Below are 25845 nucleotides of genomic sequence, written 5' to 3'. Positions count from 1 at the left end.
TATTTGGGGGCGCCTTCTTCGCCGCGCTCACCGGCTTGTACGGCAGGCTTTTTAGTGTGCTCCGTGGTGCGTTTATTTTGCTCTTTGTGTTGATAACAAACATCCTGAAAAATCTTCAAACGCCCCGTAACTTGGTGTCGCGGGCCGGGAGTCCCCGCATAAGTCCGGCAGTTTTTCTGGCGTCACAGAGCGTCGTGGCAACTGATCTTTCAACATAAAATTAGCCGCTTCCGGCTGTAAAAACAGACTGCGTGCCGGATGGTATCCAAGATACAGCAGCGCAATTGAGGTCTCTTTATTATCCTTGCTGCGTAATAATCCCTGATCTCTGCTGCGGATAGCTCCATCCACCAGATTGCCTTCTATATCCGCACTGCTCTCAGGAAATCGTACGGTTATTCCTGCGGTGTCGAGCAATGTGTTGTGAGTCACCACGCTGGCCGCAGCACGATTCAGATAAATGCCGTCATCGGAACATGAGGCAATCAGATTTGACTGAATAATGCTCTTATCCTGTTCGGTGATACATCGTCCGTCCCGACAATACTCTTTGCCTGTGCCTCCGCCACCCAGCGATAGCCCGACTCGCTGCCCGGACGTGCCTTGCAATAAGTGCTCGCAAAAGACGATATTCTGTTCAAATTTATTTGCCGCACCTGCACCTTTGGCAAACGCGCCATAGCTGATTCTGTCACCCTGATCCTTAATAAAATCCGAGATCATATTACGCCGTATAACCCAGTGACTCGCTGCGACCAGATCAATCAAGGTTACCGGGTTGCTAGTTTTTCTGGGGCTGGTATTACTTAATGTATTGGCTTCAATTAGGCCAAAATCTGGCATGCGGCCATCGCTGCCGTTGATTTTAAAATGCGCATTGAAATCAGAGATCGTATTGTTCAGCGAGACAAAATATCTGGCACCACCGGTCACATGAAAAGCATGCTCGCAGTTTTCGTGATACTGACAGACGCCCCGGATAGACAGATTTTCAAAGGTCCAGTAAGGAGCAGAAACTTGAAAACCTTCACCAAGATTAAATTCCAGGAATACTGTTCCGGCCTGTATTGCCCGTACCGTGATTCTGTTGCTAGCGGTACCCGGCCGGTTAGCGATTAACGGCGTACCCACAACATAGTAAGTACCAGGCATCATTGTGATGACGTCACCGGGATTGGCTTTGGCCAGGGCAGTCACTAGCTGTGCGCCCGATGTGACTAAAATTCCCGATTCTGCAGGTATCGCATGAGGAACGGACTCAAGCCCGGCTTGAGGCAATGGATTTGCCTGAGCGCCTATGGTGGTGTGGAGCGCCTGATGCGGCAAGGCTATGCCACGATCCAATTGCATCAGCGTCTTGCCTGCTAATTCACCTGCTTTGACGATGAAGGGATTGTGATCCGATGTTCTGCGTTCGACATATGGAGACAACGCCCGAGGCGCCACCCCTGCTTGTTGTAGGTAATACAGCACTGCACAGCCCGCTAGTAGCATCAGGACGATCAAAATAAGCAAATACAGCAGGTAGGGACGGATGTTGATGCGCATAAGATGTTCAGATTTTTTAAAAATTCTCAGAGCTATTAATAGATCCTGATTATTGACTCTGATTATTGATCCTGATTGTCAGTGATCAATATGAATCAGATTCAGTTGAACCCAGCCTCAACTCGATACCAGAGCAAGCCCAGCCATTCATACAAAGCATAGTGCGAGCGACGCATATTCTCTGCTGAGGTAAACAGATTCCATGGTGCACACTCGGTGTCCGCCAAAAACATTGTCGGTGCCGGTACGACTTCTAAACCGCTACGCTCAAACGCCATACGCGCTCTTCGCATGTGCATCGCATCGGTCACGAGCAGCACGCGTTTAACGCTGGATTGTTTGAGAATACGTGCTGAATAATAGGCATTTTCTTCTGTATTCCGCGCATTGTTTTCTACCCATTTCACCGGAATGAGAAAGTCCTGCTCCAGCGCCCGCTTCATCCCAACGGCGAGCGTTTCGGTATTCCCGCTGGATTGCCCTAATCCGCCTGTCACCAGTATCGGCAAGCCCGTAGCGCGGTAGAGATGGGCGCCATATCGGATACGTGCCAGCGCAATGTAGTCAGGGATGTCCTGATGATGGTATTCGGGGCTGCTCTCTATCCTACCGGCCGTTAAAATAACAATGGCCTCTGCATGAGTATTTTTATCGGAGGTCAGCGCTTGCTCCAGTGACTCCAATGGCCGCACCAATAACCATGAGCCAATTCCTGTGCTGATAAAGAATAGCAAAAAAATAGAACTGATACGCAAAGTGAGGCCTGTACGCGGACGCCATTTTCTGATCAGCATGCCTGTCAGATAAATTAAGAAAAGGCTAAGCGGTGGTAATACAAAGATTTTTGCGAAAGTCGCCAGCATTGCGCTCGTGTGCATAAGGCCTTCGGTGACGGTGTTGAACAAACTGCAATATATACAAAGTGTGCAAATTGTCACTGAGATTTGATTTTAATTACAAGAAAAAATACACTCGTTTCAGTTAAATGAGTTTTAGAGTGTGTAATCGCCTCAAATAATGCCTTATGGAAATGAATGCGCCTTAAAATAAGAGATTGCGTGACCAATTTGAAAAAATTAATGAACACATCCATTGCACCGGGCAAAACGACGGAACAGTCGGTAGATGCTTTGCTGAAGACGATACGTATTCCGCCGCGCCCAAGTTTGCTGGCAGACGTGCAGCAGGAGATGGCATCCCAGGACCCTAGTCCACGGCGTCTGGCGAAAATTATCGCCAATGATGTCGCCTTGGCCGGTTCATTGATGAAATTGACCAACTCGTCCTTTTTTGGCTTACGATTAAAAGCGACATCGGTCGATCATGCAGTAGATTTGCTGGGATTAAGTCAATGTGGCTTGCTGATGACGGGGATCATTGCGCGTCAGGCTGTTGTGGTGCAAGGACGGTCGCTGGTGAAGTTCTGGGATTTCTCAAGCAAGCGGGCACAGGCGATGGCATATCTGGCCAGTCGTATTCGCGTTTGTCCTGCGGATGTCGCGCATACCTTCGGTTTGTTTTGTGATATCGGTGTACCTTTAATGCTGGAACGTTTTCCGGATTATTCAATGACGCTGGCCTCGGCGAATAAGGAATTCGTCAAGCGTTTTACCGATGTCGAAGACGAAAGACATGCGTGTAACCATGCTGCTATTGGTACACTGATGGCACGTACCTGGGGTTTGCCTGAGCATGTGTCGACAGGGATTTTATTGCATCACGATTATGCGGTACTGGAAGATATTTCCACGCCAGAAATCGTTCGCTCCCTGATTGCCTTAGCTTTGGTGTCGGAATACGGTATTCAGAAATATCATGGACAAGAGTTGTCCGCTGAATGGGAAAAAGGCGGCGAGCTGGCATGCGGGTTTTTAGGTCTGGCGATGGATGAAGCCGCCGACAAATTCGATGAACTGCACGAAATATTTAACACCGCTGCCTGAGTATTGTTCGGTACTGATCCATCGCTAAACGTTCACGATCACGATCAGAGCGTCAGGCTTGCATCTGATAACCGTTCGCAACCATCATATCTTATGGTCGTCCACCAAGCAGCCGTGCTGGCAACATCACAATTGCACGCAATAATTCAAATACACCCTCGACCGCAATGCCCAGTAATCTGAACGGCAGGCAAAGCAACCACACCAGCGGATAGAGCACTAGAGCGAGCAATGCCAATGGCCAGCACACGATCAATAAAATAATCCAGAGTAATAAGCCCATCATCATTTTTCCTGGTAAAGCTAATTAAGCTAAGAGTTGATGTAAGAGACTGCTGATCATGACGATGGCGATGCTAGCGATGACGACGCCATCCATATTTGCGCTGAGTTTCATACTATTTCCTTTCGGAGTCGGTTGATGTGACTGTACTGTAGCCACACGACCTTATGATCTCCAGCTGCTTGCGACGAAATGCAAAAACTCAGGTGTAATCGATCTGTTTTAGGGGATGGGTGGCGCCTGATTTCCGCCTCTGCTTAGTCAATTATTTACTTGATCACTTAGCTCCCCTGGATACGCGCAGTCGTAACGTCAAAGTGCTACGGACTTTGCGTCAATACATCAAGGAGGGCTGCCGACCCGGCATCAGGATTGCCATCGAACAGGCTGGGGCGATATCGTGTCTGGAACGCGATCATCACATTGCGTGTTGCCTGATCCCATACACCGGTTTGCGGTACTGCATAGCCATGCTGTGCCAGTTTTTGCTGGAACCAGATGACATCCGGTAATTGCTGTTCAAATGCGGTTTGCCGCAGCTTTACTTGCTGGATGTCTGGCCAGTTGACGAGGCCGGCATCGGCAAGCTTTTTCCATGGGAATAAAGGACCGGGATCAGGTTTGCGCTGTGGTGCTATCTCGCTGTGGCCGAGGATATTCTCTGCTTGAATCTGATGGCGTTTTACGATGTCTTTGAGTAAAACAACCAGCGTATCGATTTGATGAGCTGGATAGGGGGGATAGATGCGTCCTGATGGCGTGTCCTGGTAGCCAAGATTCACGATTTCTATACCGATAGAATTTGCGTTTAAGTGGGGAAAGGCTTTCCAGCTACTGGCGCCTGCGTGATAAGCAAGACGGTTTTCATCAACCAAGCGATAGACCATGCCCGGACTATCATCGCCGATCAGATAATGGCTACTGACGGCTTGTTCGCTGAGCACTTTGAGCGATAAGTCCATATCGAGTGCAGTGTAATGCAGGATGACAAATTTCACCCGACTTTCCTGGCTTTTTGCGGATTTGCTTGTATTTATGTTGTTCAGATCAAATGCGGCTGCATCAGACGCTCCGCTCATCCTGCCAGATGGAATGCTGGTGCACGCCGTTACCGCAATACCGATTGCCAGCGCTGTCAGGATCGACCAGATACGCTGTTGCGGATCTTGCACACAGGCAGGCAAATGCATAAAAATGCTCTAGGCTTTCATGACGGGCGATACCGAAGGGAACGTGATCAAAATCTCGGTACCTTTATTAAGTTCGCTGGACACGGTAATCGTGCCGCCGAGAATTCTGACCACGATGCCGTATACGATGTTCATTCCCAAGCCAGTACCTCCATTCCCCATTTTTGTCGTGAAAAAGGGATCGAATATTTGTTTCCGGACGTCTTCATCCATGCCCGCACCGTCATCGCTGACAATGAGTTGTACATCTTCAGCATTGAGACGCCTTACCTTGACCAGAATGAGGCCAGCGCTGTCATCGGCGAAGGCATGCAGCGCCGCATTCATAATCAGATTATTCAGCACCTGACCGTAGGGCCCCGGAAAACTATCGCAGAGAAGATCGGGTTCGGCCTGCAGATGCACTGTGCATCCGGTTTTGCGTATGGCAGGATTCAGCATTGTGAGAATTTCGCTGCTGACGTTACCAAGGTTAAATTGCCTGCGCTGTTCGCTGGTCTGATCGACGGCAACTTGTTTGAAATCACCGACAATACGCGCTGCCCGTTCTAGGTTGCTAAAGAAAATATCGAATCCAAGCTGTGAGTGATTCAGCACTTTGGATAAGGTACTGCGGCGAATATTGCCAGAGTCGACTTCTGTGCGTAACTCTTTCAAGTCACCATTGATTGTGGATGCGACCAATAAGGCATTGCCTATCGGCGTATTTAATTCGTGAGCGACACCGGCAACCACGCGACCAAGCGAAGCAAGTTTTTCAGTTTGTATCATATCTTGCTGGGCACGGTTTAGCGTTTGCAGAGTCTCTTCCAGGGAGCGGGTGCGCTCTTCGACTCTTTGTTCCAGGTGTTCGTTCATGTCTTTGAGTTCGGCATTGCGCTGCTCTACTTTACTAAACAGGTCTAGCAGCGATTTTCGCGTTTCTTCTAGGCTTTGCGCGAGTATGCCCAATTCATCGTTGCGTATCGCTTGAATCGGTATTTCGAGTTTGCCCTGTGCCAGATTCTGTGAGGCCTCAACCAGCTGATCCATTGGGCAGACAAAACGTCTATGCATGACGATTAGGATAAAAAGCAGGGAGCCGACGATGATGAGTAACCCGGCACGACCATACCGTATGGTCACAGCTTTGAGTTTTTGGCGGTAGCCCGCTGTCGTCATACTGATTGTCAATTGACCCAGCTTGACGCCGTCCCGCACGATGTCTTGTTTCAGTGTGAGAGATTTTTCGTCCTGAAAATCATTTCGTGTCTTAGATGCAAAAGGGGAACCTGCACCTTCTACGACTTTGATGCTGGTAATGTCGGGATTGACAAACGCCGCTTCGATGATGGAATCGGCTTGTTGCGGTACGAATTGCCACAAAGATTCGCGTAGTGCCAGAGAGGTCAGGGTAGTCAGTCGCTTCAGTTCCACCTGCAAATTCACCGTATGCTCCTGCTCGATACGGGTGGCTTCCTCCAGATAGACCAGTGCTGATGCAAGGGCGATTCCGACCGCAACGGTAATGGCAATGACTGCTCGCAGAGGCAGCGCTGATTTAATACCATGGTCGCTCGGTCTCGGATTCATGAATCGTAACGGGGGCTCCGTAGGGACTGCGCAGTACGATAGGATGACGTCTTCTGATATCAAGAATACTACAGAATGGCTTACAGATGCCAAAGTTGCAAAGTAAATTCAACCGCGATGAGGCGGCTTGATCAAGGATGTCAATGCATGCCAACCCATGTAATAGATGCGGCAGTAACACATAAAAAGTACCTGGCATAATAATGGAGCTGCGCCGCAGTTGTTCGGATACCGCGTCGATACGGGATATGCCTTAGGGCTAGATTGCTTATTTCAGATTACTCATTTCAGCTGGTTTAATCAGACCAAAAAACGGATCAATCACCACCCATACGGGTGCCAGCCTGATATCCACTTTCTCCTGCTTTCCTTTATCCAGTAAAAACTGCATCGAATTCTCAATATTGTCGAAAGGACGAGGACCTGCTTGCAGGGGTTGATCAAGTGGCAGGAAAAAATTATCCCAGTGAATCGGTATCACGCGCCGTGCTCCGACCCTGGCGACGACTTCTTTCCAATAGGTTTCCTGAAATTCCTTGGGCTGAGTGCCCAGAGTCCCTATCCCCAGAAAAACCACATCCGCATGCTGTCCCTGCAATGCGTCTTTCTCAAATCCTGCTGAACTATGTATCAGCATCGATTTACCCTCATGCGTGATCAGAACAGAAAAACTTTGTCCTTCTTTATATGCTTTGCTCTTACTGGCGGAACTAACGGGGCATCGATTGTACCGCCGGTAAAGCCGGTGGGGGCATGTTGTGAGCGGATGAATTTTAATTGGAAACGGCCAAAATTCAGGCTCTCCGCATCATGCACGACTTTGATCATCTGTTCTTTGATGCCCCAGCCGCGCCCGACATTGGCGGTGGATTCAGATCCGACTAAGACTGCATTGGTACGTCGGGCAACTTCAGGTGCATCCATTGCGTGATCGTAATGGGAGTGGGCGACGATGACGGCTGCAAGTTGCTTAATTCCGGCATGCTGCAATGATCGCTGAATGATCTCAGGATCGGGTGTAATTTTTCCGGTAAATACCGCTTTTGCATCAGGGCGCGAGAAAAATCCATCTGTCAGTATCGCCGTTTCACCATCGTCGAGCAACAAGGTTGATACACCCAGAAATGTTACGCGCAATTGAGCTTGCCGGTCAGATGCTAGTGCCGGAGGTATCCACAGGTAGGCGTAGGGTGTCAGGCTCGGCGGATTTTTTATCTGGTAGTACAGCCAGCCGCCAGCCGCTGCAAGAATCAGAGCAATGCCCAGCAATGCATAAGTAAAAAAGCGTTTCAACACTGGCCTGCCTTTCTTGGAATACAGCTGAGTTGCGTATGCAAAAGGGAGTGTCAAAGACACTAGTAAAAAATTGCCATCACCGCAATCAGACGATTATTGTTTGCTGCATGGTTTGCTATATTGCTCGCTATATTATCGGCCGGACTGAGTATGCGCCAGCAACCAGGTTTTAAAGGCGAGCAAAGGGCCGAGTGCCGCATTCTCTTCCGGATACACCAGATAATACGCCGCTGATCGCGGCAGACTTAATGCCAGCGGGATGGTCAATGTGCCGGCATCCAGCTCTGCCTGCACCATGAAACGCGGTATCAGTGCTACTCCCATGCCTGCGGCTGCCGCGCTGATCAGCATCGTGAATAACTCATAACGTGCTCCCTTAACCGCTGATACATCATTGCTGTGGTCATGCAGATCAAACCAGCGGCGCCAGTCATCCAGGCGTGTCATCAGATGCAGCAAGGGCATACGACTGATGTCATCTATGCTCAGTTTTTTCGACTTACCCTGATGGCGAGCGAGAAAAGCAGGGCTGCATACCGGCGTCGTATCGTCTTCGCCGATTAAAAAATCACCTTTTGTGCCGGGCCAGGGCGCTTCACCCGAATGTATCGCGGCATGGAATGGCGATTCGGTGAATATGAATGTATCGGTGCAGGTGCTCAGATTGACCGTGATGTCAGGTCGTAAGGTATGAAACTCTGCCAGCCGGGGGATCAGCCACTGTGCCGCAAAGGTCGGAACCACCGCGAGCTCCAGGGTGCCGGAGCCGTCCTGTGTACCCATCAACTCCAGCGTGTCGCGTTCGATACGGCTCAGATGTGTCCGAATTTTTTCAGCATAATTTCGTCCGGCTGGCGTCGGAGTGATGCGTTGTTTGACACGTGCAAACAAGGCTAACCCCAGCCACTCTTCGAGGCTGGCGATTTGTTTGCAGACCGCGCTTTGGGTCAGTGCCAGCTCATCGGCGGCACGGGTGAAGCTTTGCAGGCGAGCCGCCGCCTCAAAGATCATCAGGGCATGCAGACTGGGGATTTTTTTTCTCATTATTCCATTTCCTCACTAACTTGTGATTTTAACTCGTTTGTTGTTAGTCCGGGTTTGCCGCAGAATACGTTCACTTAACTTAATAAAATTAAGATGAAAACCAATATCGATACCCTGATTTCCATTTGTGCTGGTGATGCAAAGTCTCATGAGTTAATGAATTTATTGCATATATCACCTAAATTTAGCGTATGGGAAGAGGGACGTGTCAGTCGTGCCGAGCTGGCTCAGACGCTGAATATGATGTTATTTGACGGTATTTTGCGGCGCGTGCCCAGCGGCAAGGACTACACCAGCGAGGTCACCGCCCGAGGCGGCAAGGTGATGCTCGATCACGGTGCTCTGCGTACGGTGCGCTGGTTTGGTATTGGTGACCTGCCGCCCGGAGAAGCTGCCTTGACCCGCATTCTGAAACCTCTAGGTTATCGGTTACAGGGCAAATATCCGCTTGATCGTTTGAGCATGACTGGTCGCTCGTATGCACATATGGATGATCCGGAAAACATCTCGCAATTTTTTGTCAGTGAATTGCATCCGGAACGTTTCAGTCGGGAATTTCAAGAGGCGGTCACCCGAGTATTAGGTGACTCGGTTGATCCGCTGACACCGGGTGCCGTCAGTTTGCTCAACGAACTCGATCGCGACGGTAATCTCAGCATGCAACAGGCGGCCGAGCTATTGTCCGTGATGATCAATTGTTTTGACCGCCAGCATGGCATCCCTGCCTTGTCCGATTACGATATTCTCAAAAGTGAATCGGCTGAGATGGCCTGGATTGCAACCGAAGGTAATGTATTCAACCATGCGACTGACCGCGTCGCGGATGTGTTTCAGACAGCGGAGGAGCAGCGGCAACTTGGCCGCCCGATTAAGCCTCAGGTTGAGGTTTCTGGATCCGGACGTGTGCGTCAGACCGCATTTAAAGCGGCGACCGTCCTGCGAGAATTTCGCACTGATACCGGTGGCGTGATCACGCGTGAGGTGCCTGGCTCGTTTTATGAATTCATCACACGGGATCAGATGACGGATACCAATGGAGTCCAGCAACTGGATCTGAGTTTTGATACCGGGAATGCCCAGGGTATTTTTAAGATGACCGCCAATGCCTGACGATATGCATAGCTCCGCTGATCCGGCTATAAGCATTGCTGAGTGCAGTACTGAATTCATTACCGAATTGATTGCCGAATTGATTGCCGAACTCCGCAACATGCTGGGTCACTCCGCAGTGATCAGTGATGTCGCTGACTGCGCCCGTTACGTTACCGGCGCGCGGTATGGCGCTGGGCGTGCGCTGGCAGTCGTGCGTCCGGCAACTACTGCGCAGGTCGCACAATTAACGCAGTATTGCGCCAGGTATCAGATCAAACTCGTAGTGCAGGGCGCCAATACCGGACTGGTCGCTGCCAGTACGCCAGATGCCAGCGGTCATTTTCTCGTACTTAGTACCGAGCGCTTGAATCGCCATATTCAGATCGATGTCATCAACCGGTCTGTGGAGGTCGATGCCGGAGTAACTCTGCATGACCTGAATCAAGCGCTACAGGTACACGGACTATGCTTCCCGATTGATCTCGGTGCGAATCCCAGTATCGGCGGTATGATCGCCGCCAATACCGGCGGAGCGCGCTTGATCAAGTACGGTGATGTGCGGGCTAATCTGCTTGGTCTGGAGGCCGTGTTACTTCACCCCGCCGGTACCATACTCGATCTGCGTGCCGCCTTGCGAAAAAATAATACCGGTCCCGATCTCAAACAATTATTGGTCGGTACCAGCGGTGCCTATGGAATCATTACCCGCGCTGTCCTGCAAGTACATCGCTTGCCACAGCAAACTGCTACCGCCCTGGTAGTGCCGCGCGATCAGGCGGCGGTATTAGAGCTGTTGCAAATACTTGAACAGGATTGTGGCGAATTCCTCAGCGCCTTTGAAGGTATCTCAGGTCAGGCGATGGCATCCGTATTGCGACATATTCCGGCGATCACGAATCCGTTTTCGCCTGAAGCTGTGCCTGATTATTGCATTCTGATCGAACTCGACAGCACGATGTCACCGCATAAATCGGGATTGCATCTCGAGGTTTTGTTGAACCAGATACTGGAAGCCCATTTTGGTGACGTCATCACGAATGCGGTTGTGGGACGGGGCAAAGATCTCTGGCGGATTCGCCATGCGATCAGCGAATCGTTACGTGGCGAAGGCAAAATCATCGCCTTTGATATCTCTATGCCACGTTCATCGCTGATCGCTTTTCGCCAGCGGGCAATCGAGTTGGTGGAGGCACATTATCCGCAATTACAGATCATGGATTTTGGTCATTGGGCCGATGGCGGCAGTCATTTTAATCTGGTCTGGCCTCACGCAGCGAGCCTTGCTTATGACGCTGCAATCGTCAATACCTTACGAGCCGCGATTTACGATATGGTGGTTCATAAGTATCAGGGCAGCTTCAGCGCAGAGCATGGTGTCGGCCCCTATAATCAGACCTACTATCACCGCTACACATCCGATGCTGCCCAGCAGTTGGCGGGAGACATCCAGAACATGCTGGACCCCGCACACTTGTTTGGCCTGACCTGGTTTGGCAAGGCAAAAGTGGGATCGAATGATGAAACGAAAACAGAAATGAAGACCTGATAAGTTACCAGGACTTGTGCAAAAACTAAAACCACTCATCACAGAGACTTAGAGACAAAGCAGGAGTAATCGGTTCAGCGGAATATCGATATCAAACCGAATCCGTAAGCAGAATGCGCCTGCTGGCACAAAATGCCTCGGGAAGCCGCATGTAGTATGCGGCTTCCATTTATATGTGGATAGGTGGTTTGTCGTTTTTCGTAAGTCCTGGTTGCTTGTTTTTGCCTCCACAAAGCTAGTCATGTCTTCCTGGTGGAAGCGACCTGCTTCAAACTGAGCCAAATGCAGTCAATTGAAAAATTGCTGAGTGGTGCCAGAGCGTTTAGACTAAGGCGATCTAACGTAACATGATGTTATTAGACCATGTGACTTTGCGCATTTCTTTTGTCTGGATCCCTTCATGCCATATCGGTTTTCGCATTTACTGCAACATCGCTGCGAGCAAATTCTGCCGTTACTGGTGCTCTTCATTAGTCTGATTGATCCTGCGGGTATGTCGGTAGCGATGGCTTCTGCACCACTACCTTCCGCCACCGCATCCTCACTGAGAACCTTACGGGTTTTATTGACCAATCCAGAAGCGGCACTTGATCCCGCGGCTGCCTCGGATCTACAGTCAGTCAGTATCAATGAAAATATTTTCGACACGATGCTGGAGTACGACTATCTAGCCAGACCGCTCAGACTCAGACCGAACACACTTGCTGCGATGCCTGAGATCAGTGATGACGGAAAAAGTTACCTGCTGCGTCTGCAGCCAGGGATTTATTTTGCTGATGATCCGGCGTTCAAGGGACAAAAGCGTGAACTGATTGCTCAGGATTATGTGTACAGCATCAAACGCCTGTACGACCCGGCGATCAAATCGCCATGGCTGTTTTTGTTTGAGCACAAACTGTTGGGTGATGACAAACTTCTGCGCAGAAAAGATACGCCAGTCAAGTTCAATATCGATACTGAGATCGAAGGTTTGCAGGTGCTTGACCGTTACACACTGAGGATAAAACTCGTCGCACCAGATCATCAGCTGTTATTTCAGCTAGCGACTCCGGCAACCGCCGCTGTGGCGCGTGAAGTCATCGATACCTACAGCAATCAGGTCGGCAATCATCCCGTGGGTACAGGGCCATTCAGAATGGGAGCATGGCAGCGCAGCTATCGTATTGAATTACTGGCGAATCCCACGTACCGCAAAGTCATTTTCTCCTCAACATCAACAGCACCAGAAGACGTTCAGATAGCAGCGGCTTTACGAGGTCAGCGTTTGCCGCGTGTCGATCGTATCGAAATCAAAATTGTCGAGGAGCACCAGTCGCGGGTACTCGGTTTTCTCAACAAAGAATTTGATTATCTCGAACAGGTGCCACCACCATTGTCCGACATGGTGCTGAACCAGCTACAACAAAAAACTGAGCTAAAGCCCGAACTGAAACCTGAACTGAGCCAGCGCGGCATTCAATTATCTTTATTCACACCGCTGCAAACTTATTACATGTGGATGAATATGGATGATCCGGTGATCGGCGGTTATACGCCGGAAAAGATCGCCTTGCGTCGTGCGATTGCGTTGAGTTACAACAGCAAGGAAGATATTGCTGTATCAGAAAAAGGCCTGGCCTTGCCTGCGCAATCGCCGCTGCCACCCAATGTGCTCGGCTACGACGCGCAGTATCACAGTCCGGTCAGGCATGACATCGGGCTCGCCAATGCCTTGCTCGATAAATTCTCTTATCAGCGTGGTGCCGATGGTTACCGACGTCTGCCGGACGGTCAGCCGCTGTTACTCACCATGCATAATCTGGCATCCACGACGGGCCGTTTACGCGATGAAAACTGGCGCAGAAATCTGGAATCAATCGGAATCAGGATTAACTTCGTCAGCGACAAACATACCGAAATCATCAAGGCAGCACGACTCGGTAAAGTGCAGATGACCGAAGCCAACTGGATCGCCGATTTTCCTGATGGATCGAATTTCTATCAATTGTTGTACGGTCCCAATCGTGGACGGGCAAACTATGCCCGCTTTAATCTGCCTGCTTTTAATCAACTGTATGAACGTTCACTGTCGATGCCAGAATCGCCGGAGAAACAAAAAATTTATCGGGACATGGCACAACTGGTGCACGGTTATGCACCTTGGGTGATACGGATTCACCCACTGTCCGCCGACATCTGGCAACCCTGGTTAAAAAACTATAAGCGGCATCCGGTAAGCTTCACGAATTGGCGTTATCTCGATGTGGGGGCACATTAACTCAGTGTGTTGATATATGTGATCGTCATACAAATGATGAGGAAAGAAAATAGTTGTTGAATGAGTTTCAGAAGATCGGCACCAATCAACACGCATGTTGATGCGTCTCGCGGCGCGTCAGGGTGAACGAGCGTTGTGGGATGCCCATAGATTGTGCGACATCAGGGGTGAGATTGTCTGTTGACAAAAAACGTATATCATTAAGCCTCACCGCTGAGACGAAAAACTTAATAGAAGATTTTTTAATGAAGGTCACATCAATCGCTCATACCTGCCCGGTATTATCACAATACGAATATAGCCATTTTTTCGCGTAATTTATCCAGACAGATTTGCCTGCTGGCGTGGGTCTCTATTCTGTCTGCATACATGAGTACGCCAACTGCCAGCAGAGTCAATCGCATTCAAATTGTCGCATCCCTAGACGCGAATCAACTGACCGCAACGGCAGTCGATATTGTTTTCGTCTATGACAAAAATGTTGAGGCTCTGATGCCGAAATCCAGTACGCAGTGGTTCGACACCAAGGCAGCGCTGATGGCCGGATTGGCGACAGCAATCAAGGTTGTCTCACTACAGATCCCGCCTTCGACCAATGTGAATGTGACGATTTTACTTGGCTTGGGTAATGTTGTTTACCAGGATTGGTAGATTTTGATTGCTGGATTTTAGAAAATTAAATGAGAGTTTCTAAAACTCCTTTAGTCGGTATTTCATGGAAGTGCTTACTTCTGTCTTTTCTCCGTGTCTCCGTGGTGAGAGGTCTTGATTTTGTGTCAGTCCTATAGATAAGATTTTTCAATATGAAGGTTTTTAGTAGATCCCGAATGATAATGCGCAGCATTGATGAGGTTCCTGGCGTGAAACGCCTTTGAAAGCCGCATGGATATTGCGGATTCTGTTTTTAAAACGCTCTTTTTAATTTCCTTAACCCGGACAAATTGGGGGCACGTGCGTTTTATCGCGGGGTATAAACCGTCCGCTCTCCTTCAGCACCAAACCGGTTAATAAGGCTCACCACAAGCTGATCAGCGTTGCCTGATTGTCCTTCCTGCTCAAGCGAGATCGTTGTCTGCGTGATCGCTTGCACTGAAAATACCCATGCCGTACCAAAGCGGCGCCAGATGGCGATCTGATGCGCGTTGTCCGCCGAAGTTATTGCTACCTGAATTTGTTGATCGTTGAGCGTGCTTAAATGCGGAGCCGATGGCGGAGTACTGCTTGACCATGTCATTGCCGGTATTAAGGTGGAGCTGGCATAAGACTGTTCACGTAACTGGTCGCGGATGCCGCCGCGATTTTTGAGCAGAGCCGTGATGCTGAAATGCAGGTGGCCTGGTACATTACCGTCACCCGCATTTTGTCTGATTACGTTGATCTGCTGAAGAATTTCTTCTGCTTGCCAAGGCTTATCGCCGTTATCCACACGATTAGTGTAAAGGCCCGGCCAGATGTGGCGGTGCTGCGGGTTTTGCTGTCGCCAATAGGTGAGCAGACTTGTGAACGATTGCTGACTCTGTTGAATTGGCCAGTAGAGTTGCGGTGCCAGATAGTCGAGCCAGCCGCGTTCCAGCCATAGTTCAACGTCGGCATAGAGTTTGTCGTATTGGCTGAAGCCTCTAATGCCTTGCGGTAGTTTGTCGTGCTTGCCTATGCCAAACGGGCTGATGCCGAAGCGTAGCCAAGGTTTTTCCTGGTGGATATTGTGGTGTATCTGTTCGACGAGTCGGTTGACGTTTTCACGGCGCCAATCGGTTTTGGCGACTTTGCCGCCAGTGCCGGCATTGTTGAGATAACTGCGCCAGGAATGTTGATCAGGAAAATCGATTTCTATTTTTGCCGCATTTTTGACTGGATAAGGATAAAAATAATCGTCGATATGTACGCCATCAATATCGTAGCGATGGACGACGTCTTGAATCACCGCCAGCGTGTGTTGCATCGATGCTGGCTCACCGGGATCCATCCACAGCATGTCGCCATAACTTTTGACCAGCTCGGGATGTGTACGTGAAATGTGGCTGCTGGCAAGACGGGATTTATTGGCGTTGCTCTTTGCCCGATAGGGGTTGAACCAGGCATGCAGCTCCAGTCCGCGTTGATGTGCCTGCGTTATCCAAAATTGTAGAGGATCGTAAAATGGTACCGGTGCCTTGCCCTGTTCGCCTGTGAGGTAATCAGACCAGGGTTCTAACTCCGATGGATAGATAGCGTCGGCACTTGGACGGACTTGCAGCACAATCGCATTGAGCTGCATCGCCTTGGCGCTGTTAAGGATATGGATAATCTCCGCTTGCTGCTGAAGGACGCTGAGATTTTTTTGACTGGGCCAGTCTACATTGCCTATCGTGGCGATCCAGGCAGCACGGAATTCTCTTGGTGCTGTCGGTGCTACTGTCTTTGCTGTCTTTGGTAGTCCGATCGATAGCGCTGGCTTGGCTTCGCTGGGTGCGGCAGCCGGTGTTGGCTGAATTGCCTGGTTGCCACAGGCGCCTAGCATGCTCAGGCACACCGTCGTCAGGATTCGTACCGCTTTTTTGCTGAAGAGAATACTACGTTGTTGCGAATGTGGGGTCATGCCAGAACTGCCGTGATGAAACAAAGCTAGGATGCTACTGCATTCTCCGTCAATCAACCAGCGTTGTCTGTGCGGGTTGATCAGGGTTTGTCCATGATCCGGCTTTAAGGTGTTGTCGTCGGCGCGATGTTGGTTTGATTGGTTTGATTGGTTTGTCCGGTAGCGACCCAGTAGATCAGTTCGTCGAGTGCGGGTCTGGCCTTGCCAGCATCGCTGTGATTCACCATGGCGACGACGATCCAGTTTTGATTTTGTACATCGCGTACATAGCCGGCGATTGCGGTCGCATCTTTTAGGGTGCCGGTTTTGATTCTTGCTCGGCCTTCCAGCGGAGTATCCTTGAGCCGCTTGCGCATGGTTCCGTCTATCGCGACGATTGGCAGGCTGGTGGCAAATTCTGCATACCAGTTACTGCTCACACCAAGTTTTAATAACTGTGCCATTTGCAACGCGCTGATACGCTCAGTGCGTGATAATCCGGATCCATTGTCCAAAATCAGATTATCGGGATTGATGCCGCGTCTTGACAGCCATGATCGGATGCGAGCCTCGGCTGCCTGCGCACTGGTCAGATAATTTTTTGTATCAGAAAATTCTGCACCGAGGCTGAGATAGACACTGCGCGCCATTGAATTATCTGAGCGCTTGTTGATGGGCTTAATGATATCGGCTAGCGTATCAGATTGTCTCTCGAACAGGACGCTGGCGCTTAACGGTGTTTTACCTTCTTTGACGTTACCGTTCCAGACGCCGTCCATCTCTTGCCAAAGCTGGCGTATGAGATGTTCTATATAAAGATTGCGATCAAGGATGTTCAGCGACATTGATAACTTGCAGCGCTGCGGTACATGCCCGCTAAGAGTGATTGTGGTCTGGTGTTTGCTATTGGTCTCGATCACCGGGAGACGCGATTTGCTATCCCATTCGCTGCACGATCTGTCGTCAAAATTTAGCTCGTTTTTGATCTGTACTTTGGCCATTGGCGGTGTGGTCTGTACTTTGATACTGCCGCCGTTGGTATCAATATCAAAAGTCAGGATATTGCTATTAACCATTAGCGCATCTGGAATCACGTTGTAGTAAGTACTCGGTGTGTCATCAAACGGCAAGGTGCCGAGGTCAGGTCGGACCGGCGAAAAATAGGTGCGGTCAAGCACGATATCGCCATTGATTTTACGGATGCCTTGATTACGTAGTCCTCGTAACATCAGACTGATTTTGTCCCAGCTGATGTCTGGTGCCCCGCCACCGCGCAGATAGAGGTCACCATTCAAGGTCTCTTTTTTTAGTGTGGCGTCACTTAAGAACTGCGTCTTCCAGCGGAAGGTCGGCCCCAGCTCCTCCAGCGCAATGAGTGTAGTGAGCAGCTTCATCGTGGAGGCGGGATTCATGGGCGTTGTCGCGCCAATTGCAAGTGTTGGCGTGTTGCTCTCGGCCGGTAATACCATCACGCTGATTGCGCTGCTGGGAATACCAGCCTTCGTCAATGCAGCTTCCACCGAGGGCGGTAAGCTAGTCTGACTAAGCGCTGCTGATGCCGACAAGCTCAATATACTCATCAAACACATCGAGATCAGTAACTTGCTTTTTCCTTGCAAACCTGATGCCGATAAAACCGATGCGAACATGCTGTGACTCCGTGATGTACAAACACGGACATTGTAGTGCAAACGTGCGGCGCTGATTGTTGTCTTGTCTGCTTATCTGGCAGAGACATGTGAGCATGTTCCGTGCACAAAAAAATGCCAGATCATCAGACCTGGCGTAATGCAGAGTTCGTTTAACGTATGCTTACCAATGCGCCATTGACGCCTTGGTGATCCATTATTGGATTAACTGATCGTGATCTTCACGCTCTTAGAGTTGGTTTTTCCATTCGCATCGATAATTTTCAATACGGCTTCGTAGGTGCCCGCTTTGACGTAGGTATGTTTTGTCGTTGCGTTGACTACATTGGGTGTGCTGGTGACTGCGGCTGAACCGTCACCAAAACTCCAGGTGTAAGACCAGATTTTTAAAGTTGCTGTTTCTGTCTTGCTCGCATCAAAGCTGACCGTGAACGGTCCCTTGCCCACTGTTGCGGAGGTAGTCAGGACGATAGATGCTGGCGCATTAATCGCGATCGGTACCGTACCAGTGATACTGTATTGACCGAGGCTGCCGTAGTTGCTGTAACCGGTTTGCAGCGGAGAACCTTTACCCGCACCGGATACGCTCAGATAGTAAGTGCCAGATGTTGTAAGTGTGGCGGTAAGTGTCGTTGCCAGCGTGGCAGCGTCGTTTGAGGTGGCGAGAATTTTGCCCGCTGCATCGAATAATTGTAGTGAGATATCGAGATTGCCACCGAGAGCGGCTGTTGCTGCTTTCAATGTAATCGTGCCCGCACCTGCATTAAAGCTGAACATATCTACATCACCGGGAACTTCAATAATGCCGCTGGCGCTGACATTATTAAAGCCGTTGGCTATGGTGCTGCTCATTGCATCGGCGGATGCGATCGTGCCGCCATGATCATCGACGCGGGGACTCAGGCCTTGTTTGAGCATGATGGCGTAGGCATCTTGTTTATTATTGGCGCCAGTAAATTCACCCTTGGCCCATTGGGTCAGATTTTTGTAATAACCGACACCCATGATCGGAGCCCAGCCTGTTTCTCCATCGCCCTGACCTCCATAGTATTCGGTCGAGGTGCTGCCTTGATGCAGTAAGCCCAGAGTGTGACCAAGCTCGTGTGAGATGCATTCGGCGATGGGTTTTTCGCTGTTCGCCAGGTTATTCGGGAAACAAAAAGCCGGTGAGGCATTTGGATTATAGGTACTGAAAGCATTGATGTATGCATAGCCGCCTGCGGTATTTGTTTGCGGCGTAATCAGAATCATCACGCCGATTTTTCCGGTGACGACACCTGGTGCTTCTGTTGTGATATCGACGTCGAAAGGTGCATAGTCTTCAGCAACACGCAGCCAGACTTTTTGTATCAGGAGGCGTTCAGCATCACTGAATGTCGCCGGCGCCTTATCCAGATCAAATGCAGGATTTTTGCCAAAACCCGTAAAGTTCAGATATAGGAGACGAGTCGAATTCGTTTTGGTATGAAGCTTAAATGTTTGATCCAGAGGGAAGAGCGATGTGCTTGCTGTCGTGCTTGTGGTAGTCGATGTCGTGGTCGCGTTCATCACATCACCGGCAGCCGCAACGCCGCTATCGATGTGTAATAAGCGGCCTTTTTTATCGATATGCACGGTGCTATCGGATAATAATAATTGTTTAAGACCATCTGAACTCATGCCATACCACTGCGCGACCGCATCGAGGTTACTAGCCAGTAACGTGATTGCACGCTGCCCTGAGGAGAGTCCGTCGAGGTTGATACGCGCGAACGGCGAATTCTCGGTTGTTCCTTCGGCGCTAGATGGCACGAAGTCATTCGGCATGTCAATCTGTGCGGTCACTGCATTGTTTGCTAATGCAGTGTTCATAGCAGAGTTGATCGCCGGAACTCTTTCAGCAAGTTGCGCTGTTGCCGGTGTCGTTGCCACAGCAGTATTTGCCTGCGCCAATTGCAGAGGATTGCTACCCCATGCTGTTGCCGGAGTCCCGGCCGTTACCCTATGCGTTGGATGTTGTGAACTAGTTGCGCTGGCTAGCGGAGTCTTGTCGTCGGTACCCAGGCTGACACTGGCATAGGCGCCAAGTCCTCCGAGACCGACAATGACAGCAAGCGCTAAAATTTTGCGCGAGGCAGAATTGCCTTTTGTGGAGTTTTTCATTTTGATCCCTTTGTTAAGTATTTAAACAAAGGGCATACGCTGACAATAAAGTGATGCCATGGATGACTGTTGCATCGATGAATGGGACACTTTGTTGGCGACCCCGCTACCATGATCTGTGACAGACCTTAGGCCGGAAGTTTTGCGTCCTTACTTTTCAATAAGTTTGCCCTAGGCCTTACTTTAGCCTTTGGGCGCGGTAAGTCAATTTAAATTAACTAATTTCGTCAAATTATCTTCATCTAAGTAACTGATAAATAAGAGAAAAAGTTAATTTGATAAGTAAAAAGAGTGTTTTGGCAACGAAATAGGAGGATTATACTTAGTCTGCTGTTTCACCAGCTTGTATGATGCAATCAAAAATTGCCACAATAGTGAATCTAATCAGATACTTATTTGTAGCAACTCTTTTAACTTCCTCATGCCTTATGCACAGACATCACTAATCGAATTCGCTATAATTCCGGCTCACTTTGACTGAATCATTCTTATGACACTTCTCGCGCATCAATTGGAACTCCTTGCTCCGGCCAAAACTATTGAGATTGGACGTGAGGCGATCTTGCATGGCGCAGATGCGGTGTACATCGGCGGACCGTCTTTTGGTGCCCGCCATAATGCAAGTAATGAGATTGGTGAGATCGAGCAACTGGTGGAGTACGCCCATCGTTTTCATGCGCGGATATTTGTAACGATGAACACGATTTTGCATGACTCAGAACTAGAGCCTGCGCGCAAATTAATCCATCAGCTGTATGACATTGGTGTGGATGCACTGATCGTACAGGACATGGCCATGCTGGAACTGGATTTGCCGCCGATCCAATTACATGCAAGCACCCAATGTGATATCCGCAGTGTTGCCAAGGCAAAATTTCTCGGCGATTCGGGCTTCTCTCAATTGGTATTAGCGCGTGAGTTGACGATAGAACAGATTAAAGCCATCAAGGCGGAAGTCGATACGCCGCTTGAGTATTTTGTTCATGGCGCCTTATGTGTTGCCTACTCGGGGCAGTGCTATATCTCGCATGCGCACAATGGACGTAGCGCAAACCGCGGCGATTGCTCTCAGGCTTGCCGCTTGCCTTACACCCTGACGGACGGTGAGGGTAGAGTTGTCGCGTACGACAAACATTTGCTGTCGATGAAAGACAATGATCAGAGCAGTAATCTCGAAGCCTTGATTGATGCGGGTATTCGCTCCCTCAAAATCGAAGGCCGTTACAAAGACATGGGTTATGTCAAAAACATCACGGCGCATTACCGTTTGCTATTAGACGAAATAATGTCCCGCCGCACTGCATTTTCACGCGCTTCCAGCGGACATAGCCAGATCGCTTTTACACCGAATGTTGATAAAACATTTCATCGCGGTCACACAGATTATTTTGCCAACGGCAGGCTCGATAATATCGGTGCTTTTGATTCACCCAAATATATTGGTCTGCATTTAGGTTATGTCACTCAGATGGGGCCGACCTGGTTTGATCTGGATGCTAGCGATCCGCTGGCGAATGGCGATGGGTTGAATTACATGCATAAGCGTGAAGTCGCTGGCATACAAGCAAACACCGTTGAAAAAATTGGTACTACCTGGCGTGTTCATCCTAACGAGCCAATGTCTGATTTACTTGGTTTAAAAGTAGGTGTGGCGATTAATCGCAATCGCGACCATCACTGGGAATCTGCATTGACTAAGAAATCCGCCGACCGCAAACTTGGTTTGTGGATGACGTTAAAAGATCATGAGCGCGGCCTCAGTCTGGAGTTATTCGATGCTGATGGAGTGAGTAGCGCCGCGCATGTTGAACTCACACTCGAGTCAGCACAGCAAGCCGATAAAGCAGAAGCCGCGCTGCGTGACAACCTCGGCAAACTCGGCAATACCATGTTTTATGCAGAAGCGATTGAGTTGCAATTGCGCGAACCGTGGTTTGTACCAAGCTCCGTCATCAATGCCTTGCGTCGCGATGCGGTAACTCAGCACGAAATCGCTCGTCTGGCGAGCTGGCAACGACCATTGCGTAAAGCTGCGGCAGAGCCGCCAGCACAATATCCCGAAGCCTCACTGTCGTATCTTGCCAATGTTTACAACCACAAGGCTAGATCATTTTATGAGAAGCATGGCGTCAAACTTATTGAGGCCGCATACGAATCGCATGAGGAGGATGGCGAAGTCTCCTTAATGATTACCAAACATTGTCTGCGCTTCTCGTTTAATCTTTGTCCTAAACAAGCCAAAGGTGTACAGGGAGTGCAAGGTCAGGTCAAAGCAGAACCAATGACACTCATGAACGGTAATGAAAAGTTGACGCTCAGGTTCGATTGCAAACCATGCGAAATGCATGTGGTCGGCAAGATGAAGAAAAATATTCTCCAGTCAGCACCTCCATCGAGTGTGCCTTATAGTCCCTTGGTATTTCATAAGAGCAGACCAGCAACCCAGCCTGGGTAATTGTCTGGGTTCGGTATAGCTTTTTAGCGGTTTCACTCAGGATAAACATCGCACTATAATAAAGGCATGCCAAAGCGAGGATGCCATGATGCCGATTACGCCTGAGCAGTTGCAAGAACTCACACTTGAAGTCGAGCGGGAAGATCCTATCGACTTTGCCGACCTCCCTATAGAAGAGCATGTACTGCGCGCACTGGTCGCCGATCATTTATGCGATATGGCGCAGAGTCTGGAGAGTTTTAGCGAGCAAGACCGTCACCTGACTTTGCTCGCAGTCTCTGCCAAACTAGTACTGGAAAATCTGGTGCTCCACATCCAGTTATTACGCCAGCATGATGTGCCGCTCAGTAGTAGCGCCGATGCGCTATTACAGCGATTGCGCAATCAGAAGTGATCATCATTGCTGGTCACTTTTGATGGCTGCCGCCGATATTAGTATGGACACTGGCATCTACCGCAGATGTCTGATCTGCGGTAGATACATCACAGCTTAGCCCGCAGCCCGAAGATCCGTCCGCGTGCCAACCTGCGTAATTATTTCAATGCTTTAATCAATGCTTCGAACTGAGTTCGCAAGGATTTATCATGCGGAATAATTGCAGGAATAGGGCGCTCAATCTTGAGTAACTGATACACCGCCATTTGTGCTGCTCGTACCGAATATTCAACCGTGAAGACGACATCATCGGGAATCTCAACAAACTGACTGATAAAGGCAAGATTCTTTGATTCCTTCGGCACGGGCAGTGGCCGGTCAGCATATTGTCTTGGCATGAACATGCTCGTGATATACGGCATGTAGCATGGGATGCAATTTGCATTGTTGACTGTCTCCAGATCAAATCTCAGATGACCGCACAGCTCGCGCAGGATTTCTTCGCCATTGCAGTCTGCCATTGGTTTTGCCACAAAATCACCAATACGATCTGGAAATAATGCGTAGCCCCAAAATACCTGAACGTCCTCAGGCTGGTTCGCAAAATGGGGCTGATGCGCCAGTACAATCGACATCAGCCAGTTCGAGTCTTTGAACGTGACCAGGCCGCCTGTGCCTGGCTCATTGCCGCTAAATTGCTGCATTTTGTTGAAGAATGCAGGATCTTTTAGTGTGACAGTAAAGGACTCCCAGCTTGATTCTGCAATGCTGCTATTGAAGGCCGCGGGATTGCCAAATTCGGGGCGTCCCTCTGCTAATTTTTCCCATAGTTTCCAGCCACCACTGTCGAGCTTGCTGAGTTTTTTTGGCGCAGTCTCCATTGACCCTATGCTAGAGGCATCGGTCATTGAACCATTTTGGAAAAATACCAGATCATCCTCATCCACCGTCACGACCTTATTGATCGCCTGTTGCTGATAGTGGATAGCAGTCACAACAAACTGCTCGTTCACTATTTGATGATCGAGATCGTAGACTTTACTATCCATGCAGAACTGCACGCCCTGATCAATCAGCCATGCGTGGAGCGGACGGACAAACGAATCGTATTGGTTATAGATCGTGCGCTTGACGCCACCGAGAGTTTCAATCCGAGAAAACTCCAGCATAAAACGATGCAGATACCGTTTAAATTCTACCGCGCTATGCCAGGGCTGAAATGCAAACGTCGTTGCCCACATATACCAGAACTCGGTCTCAAAAAATGTCGGAGACAAATGATCCGTGATGCAACTTGCGCCTAAACTCGCCTCGTCTGCATTACTTAGCTTCAGTAGTTCTAGTCGATCCTGCATAGAGAAACCCATTGAACTTACCGACACCTTCGCACGACGGCGATCAACCAGCCGCGCCATCGAATTCGCTTTATGCTTTTCATTAAATGCCAGCGTTTCGTCGAATACCGATTGTTCTTTTTTAATCAAAGAAGGAATCGATTTAAACAGATCCCAAGTGCATTCGTAATTATCGGTCGTTAGCATGCGTCCGCCACGCAGCGAGTAACCGCGCTCTGCATTGCCAGCACCGTCTAGGCTACCACCCATTAATGGTGATGCCTCAAAGATGACGATGTCTTCGCCAGCAATCTTGCCATCACGAATCATAAATGCAGCTGCCGCCATAGAACCGATACCACCGCCTAATAAATAGGCCTTTTTATTTTTCTTAGTCATAGTCACTCTTCAGTCAATGTGTGCTTGAACATCTCACGCCAGAATGGTGTGGGCATGTTGGTATAAGCATCACATTGTTTTGAGCTATGCGGGATGATCTGTATCAATGATTTGGTTTGGATGGGTACCAGATTGGCTCAATTTGAATTAACGCTCGTCACTTTATTGAGGCATATTTTCAGAAAAAAATCGCATCTTGTGAGTGTGATTATTTCAAATATGAATAACGTATTGAATGGGCAATATGTTTATTCTATATTGGTAACTGGTTACACATTTGCACATACTGATACAGCAATTAATTTTTAAATCATTACACTCAAGTAATTGTTTTTTATTAGGTGCTTACATGTCCAAATCTAGCAATTGCTCTTCAAAAAAGAGGCTTGCGTCGAAATTACCAATTGTCGGGAATGTTGTAGAGCAGCTATACAACCCACACAGTACGATTCTCCATGCCTTGGCATTGCCCAACACGCCTCTTGCAAGAGCTGCCATAGGCGATGAGCGAATTATCAAAGAGGAGCCGAATTTAGTTATATGTATCAGTAATTATTTTATTCGATACCTCATTCCTCAGTCTGACGCCATTTCTCCAAATGAGCATGATGAGTCACAATTCAAAGGTAACGACGACTTCGCCGTATCCGTTTTAGCTTTGAGGGTTACACAGCAAAATATGCATGTAATTGACAATGTCTATGTTGACGAAGCGTATCGTCGCCAAGGACTAGCAACACGACTGATTCAACGTGCCTATGAAGACTTCCCCGATTTGTTTCTAGACGGACGATTCACCAGTACAGGATTACTTTTTTTCGGCGCGAAGCACAGAAAGAAATAGGATTAAAATGCAGCGAATATTTGAGTCGCAGAATTTCCAAAAATGGGAAGTGTAATTTGTCGTTACATACTGTTAAGCATCTATTGCCGCGCAAATCTATATCCAGGGTTACGCTAGGCAATTGCCGTTCTATCTGTCTGATTGCCGCTATTTTTATTTTGTAACCGTGATGGAAAAGGGTACCGCAACGATACTCTGGTAATCCCCCCATTTTTAGCGCGAGCTATGAGTAGAGGCTATGCGGCAAGTGCGAGTTTCTGTTTCGGGGTGATGCCGCCGATGCCCGTGTTGGGCCGGTCGTGATTGTAAGTCCATAAC

General features: G+C 49.2%; 20 protein-coding genes and 1 riboswitch. Of the genes, 8 read left to right on the top strand and 12 right to left on the bottom strand.

The genetic code is table 11. The annotated features are described in order from the left end of the window. Window positions 1-72: 72 nt before the first annotated feature. On the bottom strand, window positions 73-1548 hold the full coding sequence (locus ACO0LE_RS17175) for a right-handed parallel beta-helix repeat-containing protein (RefSeq protein WP_422961564.1): 1476 nt from the start codon (window positions 1546-1548) through the stop codon (window positions 73-75). Between the two features lie 101 nt (window positions 1549-1649). Further along, a complete protein-coding gene (locus ACO0LE_RS17170; RefSeq protein ID WP_422961563.1) occupies window positions 1650-2426 on the bottom strand; it encodes a YdcF family protein in 777 nt (258 codons plus the stop codon). A gap of 201 nt (window positions 2427-2627) precedes the next feature. Here ACO0LE_RS17170 and ACO0LE_RS17165 point away from each other — a divergent pair, with 201 nt between their 5' ends. Further along, on the top strand, window positions 2628-3491 hold the full coding sequence (locus tag ACO0LE_RS17165; RefSeq protein WP_422961562.1) for an HDOD domain-containing protein: 864 nt from the start codon (window positions 2628-2630) through the stop codon (window positions 3489-3491). 91 nt (window positions 3492-3582) lie between these two features. On the opposite strand, the gene ACO0LE_RS17160 is transcribed toward ACO0LE_RS17165, so the two are convergent. The 6 genes from ACO0LE_RS17160 to ACO0LE_RS17135 form a co-directional block, all read right to left on the bottom strand. After that, window positions 3583-3777 carry a hypothetical protein gene (locus ACO0LE_RS17160; protein ID WP_422961561.1) on the bottom strand — a complete coding sequence of 65 codons (195 nt, stop codon included), beginning with the start codon at window positions 3775-3777 and terminating at the stop codon, window positions 3583-3585. Window positions 3778-4094: 317 nt separating this feature from the next. Next, window positions 4095-4964 (bottom strand): N-acetylmuramoyl-L-alanine amidase, encoded by an 870-nt coding sequence (locus ACO0LE_RS17155; RefSeq protein WP_422961560.1) that lies wholly within the window; start codon window positions 4962-4964, stop codon window positions 4095-4097. A 9-nt stretch (window positions 4965-4973) separates the two neighbouring features. Further along, a complete protein-coding gene (locus ACO0LE_RS17150; protein WP_422961559.1) occupies window positions 4974-6536 on the bottom strand; it encodes an ATP-binding protein in 1563 nt (520 codons plus the stop codon). Window positions 6537-6804: 268 nt separating this feature from the next. Then, on the bottom strand, window positions 6805-7173 hold the full coding sequence (locus tag ACO0LE_RS17145) for a hypothetical protein (RefSeq protein ID WP_422961558.1): 369 nt from the start codon (window positions 7171-7173) through the stop codon (window positions 6805-6807). Between the two features lie 20 nt (window positions 7174-7193). Next, window positions 7194-7832 carry an MBL fold metallo-hydrolase gene (locus tag ACO0LE_RS17140; protein ID WP_422961557.1) on the bottom strand — a complete coding sequence of 213 codons (639 nt, stop codon included), beginning with the start codon at window positions 7830-7832 and terminating at the stop codon, window positions 7194-7196. Window positions 7833-7964: 132 nt separating this feature from the next. Further along, a complete protein-coding gene (locus ACO0LE_RS17135; protein ID WP_422961556.1) occupies window positions 7965-8876 on the bottom strand; it encodes a LysR substrate-binding domain-containing protein in 912 nt (303 codons plus the stop codon). 93 nt (window positions 8877-8969) lie between these two features. Here ACO0LE_RS17135 and ACO0LE_RS17130 point away from each other — a divergent pair, with 93 nt between their 5' ends. The 4 genes from ACO0LE_RS17130 (at window position 8970) to ACO0LE_RS17115 (ending at window position 14422) form a co-directional block, all read left to right on the top strand. Further along, window positions 8970-9986 carry a DUF1338 domain-containing protein gene (locus tag ACO0LE_RS17130; RefSeq protein ID WP_422961555.1) on the top strand — a complete coding sequence of 339 codons (1017 nt, stop codon included), beginning with the start codon at window positions 8970-8972 and terminating at the stop codon, window positions 9984-9986. Beyond that, entirely contained in the window at window positions 9979-11514 is a 1536-nt protein-coding gene (locus tag ACO0LE_RS17125; RefSeq protein ID WP_422961554.1) for an FAD-binding oxidoreductase, read from the top strand. The genes ACO0LE_RS17130 and ACO0LE_RS17125 overlap by 8 nt, the downstream gene beginning before the upstream one ends. Window positions 11515-11914: 400 nt before the next feature. Then, the gene (locus ACO0LE_RS17120; protein WP_422961553.1) at window positions 11915-13771 is read left to right on the top strand and encodes an ABC transporter substrate-binding protein; all 1857 of its coding nucleotides are present in this window, start codon (window positions 11915-11917) and stop codon (window positions 13769-13771) included. Between the two features lie 369 nt (window positions 13772-14140). Continuing rightward, window positions 14141-14422 carry a hypothetical protein gene (locus tag ACO0LE_RS17115; RefSeq protein WP_422961552.1) on the top strand — a complete coding sequence of 94 codons (282 nt, stop codon included), beginning with the start codon at window positions 14141-14143 and terminating at the stop codon, window positions 14420-14422. A 307-nt stretch (window positions 14423-14729) separates the two neighbouring features. Here the strand turns inward: ACO0LE_RS17115 and ACO0LE_RS17110 are convergent, their stop codons facing one another. The 3 genes from ACO0LE_RS17110 to ACO0LE_RS17100 form a co-directional block, all read right to left on the bottom strand. Continuing rightward, window positions 14730-16349, bottom strand: coding sequence for a glycoside hydrolase family 10 protein (locus ACO0LE_RS17110; protein WP_422961551.1), 1620 nt, complete (start codon window positions 16347-16349; stop codon window positions 14730-14732). A gap of 104 nt (window positions 16350-16453) precedes the next feature. Beyond that, window positions 16454-17977, bottom strand: a complete 1524-nt coding sequence (dacB, locus tag ACO0LE_RS17105; RefSeq protein ID WP_422961550.1) for a D-alanyl-D-alanine carboxypeptidase/D-alanyl-D-alanine endopeptidase — start codon at window positions 17975-17977, stop codon at window positions 16454-16456. 204 nt (window positions 17978-18181) lie between these two features. After that, window positions 18182-20119 carry a PKD domain-containing protein gene (locus tag ACO0LE_RS17100; RefSeq protein ID WP_422961549.1) on the bottom strand — a complete coding sequence of 646 codons (1938 nt, stop codon included), beginning with the start codon at window positions 20117-20119 and terminating at the stop codon, window positions 18182-18184. Window positions 20120-20212: 93 nt separating this feature from the next. After that, a riboswitch (cyclic di-GMP riboswitch) is annotated at window positions 20213-20300 on the bottom strand. Between the two features lie 309 nt (window positions 20301-20609). On the opposite strand from ACO0LE_RS17100, the gene ACO0LE_RS17095 reads away from it, so the two are divergent. Both ACO0LE_RS17095 and ACO0LE_RS17090 read left to right on the top strand, forming a co-directional pair. Then, on the top strand, window positions 20610-22574 hold the full coding sequence (locus ACO0LE_RS17095; RefSeq protein ID WP_422961548.1) for a peptidase U32 family protein: 1965 nt from the start codon (window positions 20610-20612) through the stop codon (window positions 22572-22574). An 88-nt stretch (window positions 22575-22662) separates the two neighbouring features. Continuing rightward, a complete protein-coding gene (locus ACO0LE_RS17090) occupies window positions 22663-22968 on the top strand; it encodes a hypothetical protein (RefSeq protein ID WP_422961547.1) in 306 nt (101 codons plus the stop codon). Window positions 22969-23108: 140 nt separating this feature from the next. Here the strand turns inward: ACO0LE_RS17090 and ACO0LE_RS17085 are convergent, their stop codons facing one another. Next, window positions 23109-24683 (bottom strand): oleate hydratase, encoded by a 1575-nt coding sequence (locus ACO0LE_RS17085; protein WP_422961546.1) that lies wholly within the window; start codon window positions 24681-24683, stop codon window positions 23109-23111. A 349-nt stretch (window positions 24684-25032) separates the two neighbouring features. Between ACO0LE_RS17085 and ACO0LE_RS17080 the strand changes: the two genes are divergently transcribed. Then, window positions 25033-25527, top strand: a complete 495-nt coding sequence (locus ACO0LE_RS17080) for a GNAT family N-acetyltransferase (protein ID WP_422961545.1) — start codon at window positions 25033-25035, stop codon at window positions 25525-25527. The last annotated feature ends 318 nt before the right edge of the window (window positions 25528-25845 follow it).

The sequence above is a fragment of the Undibacterium sp. Xuan67W genome (assembly GCF_049340165.1).
In the GTDB taxonomy this organism is placed as follows: Bacteria; Pseudomonadota; Gammaproteobacteria; order Burkholderiales; family Burkholderiaceae_D; genus Undibacterium.
The sequence above is the reverse complement of the archived record's forward strand: the minus strand, read 5'-3'. Positions and strand labels throughout refer to the sequence as shown.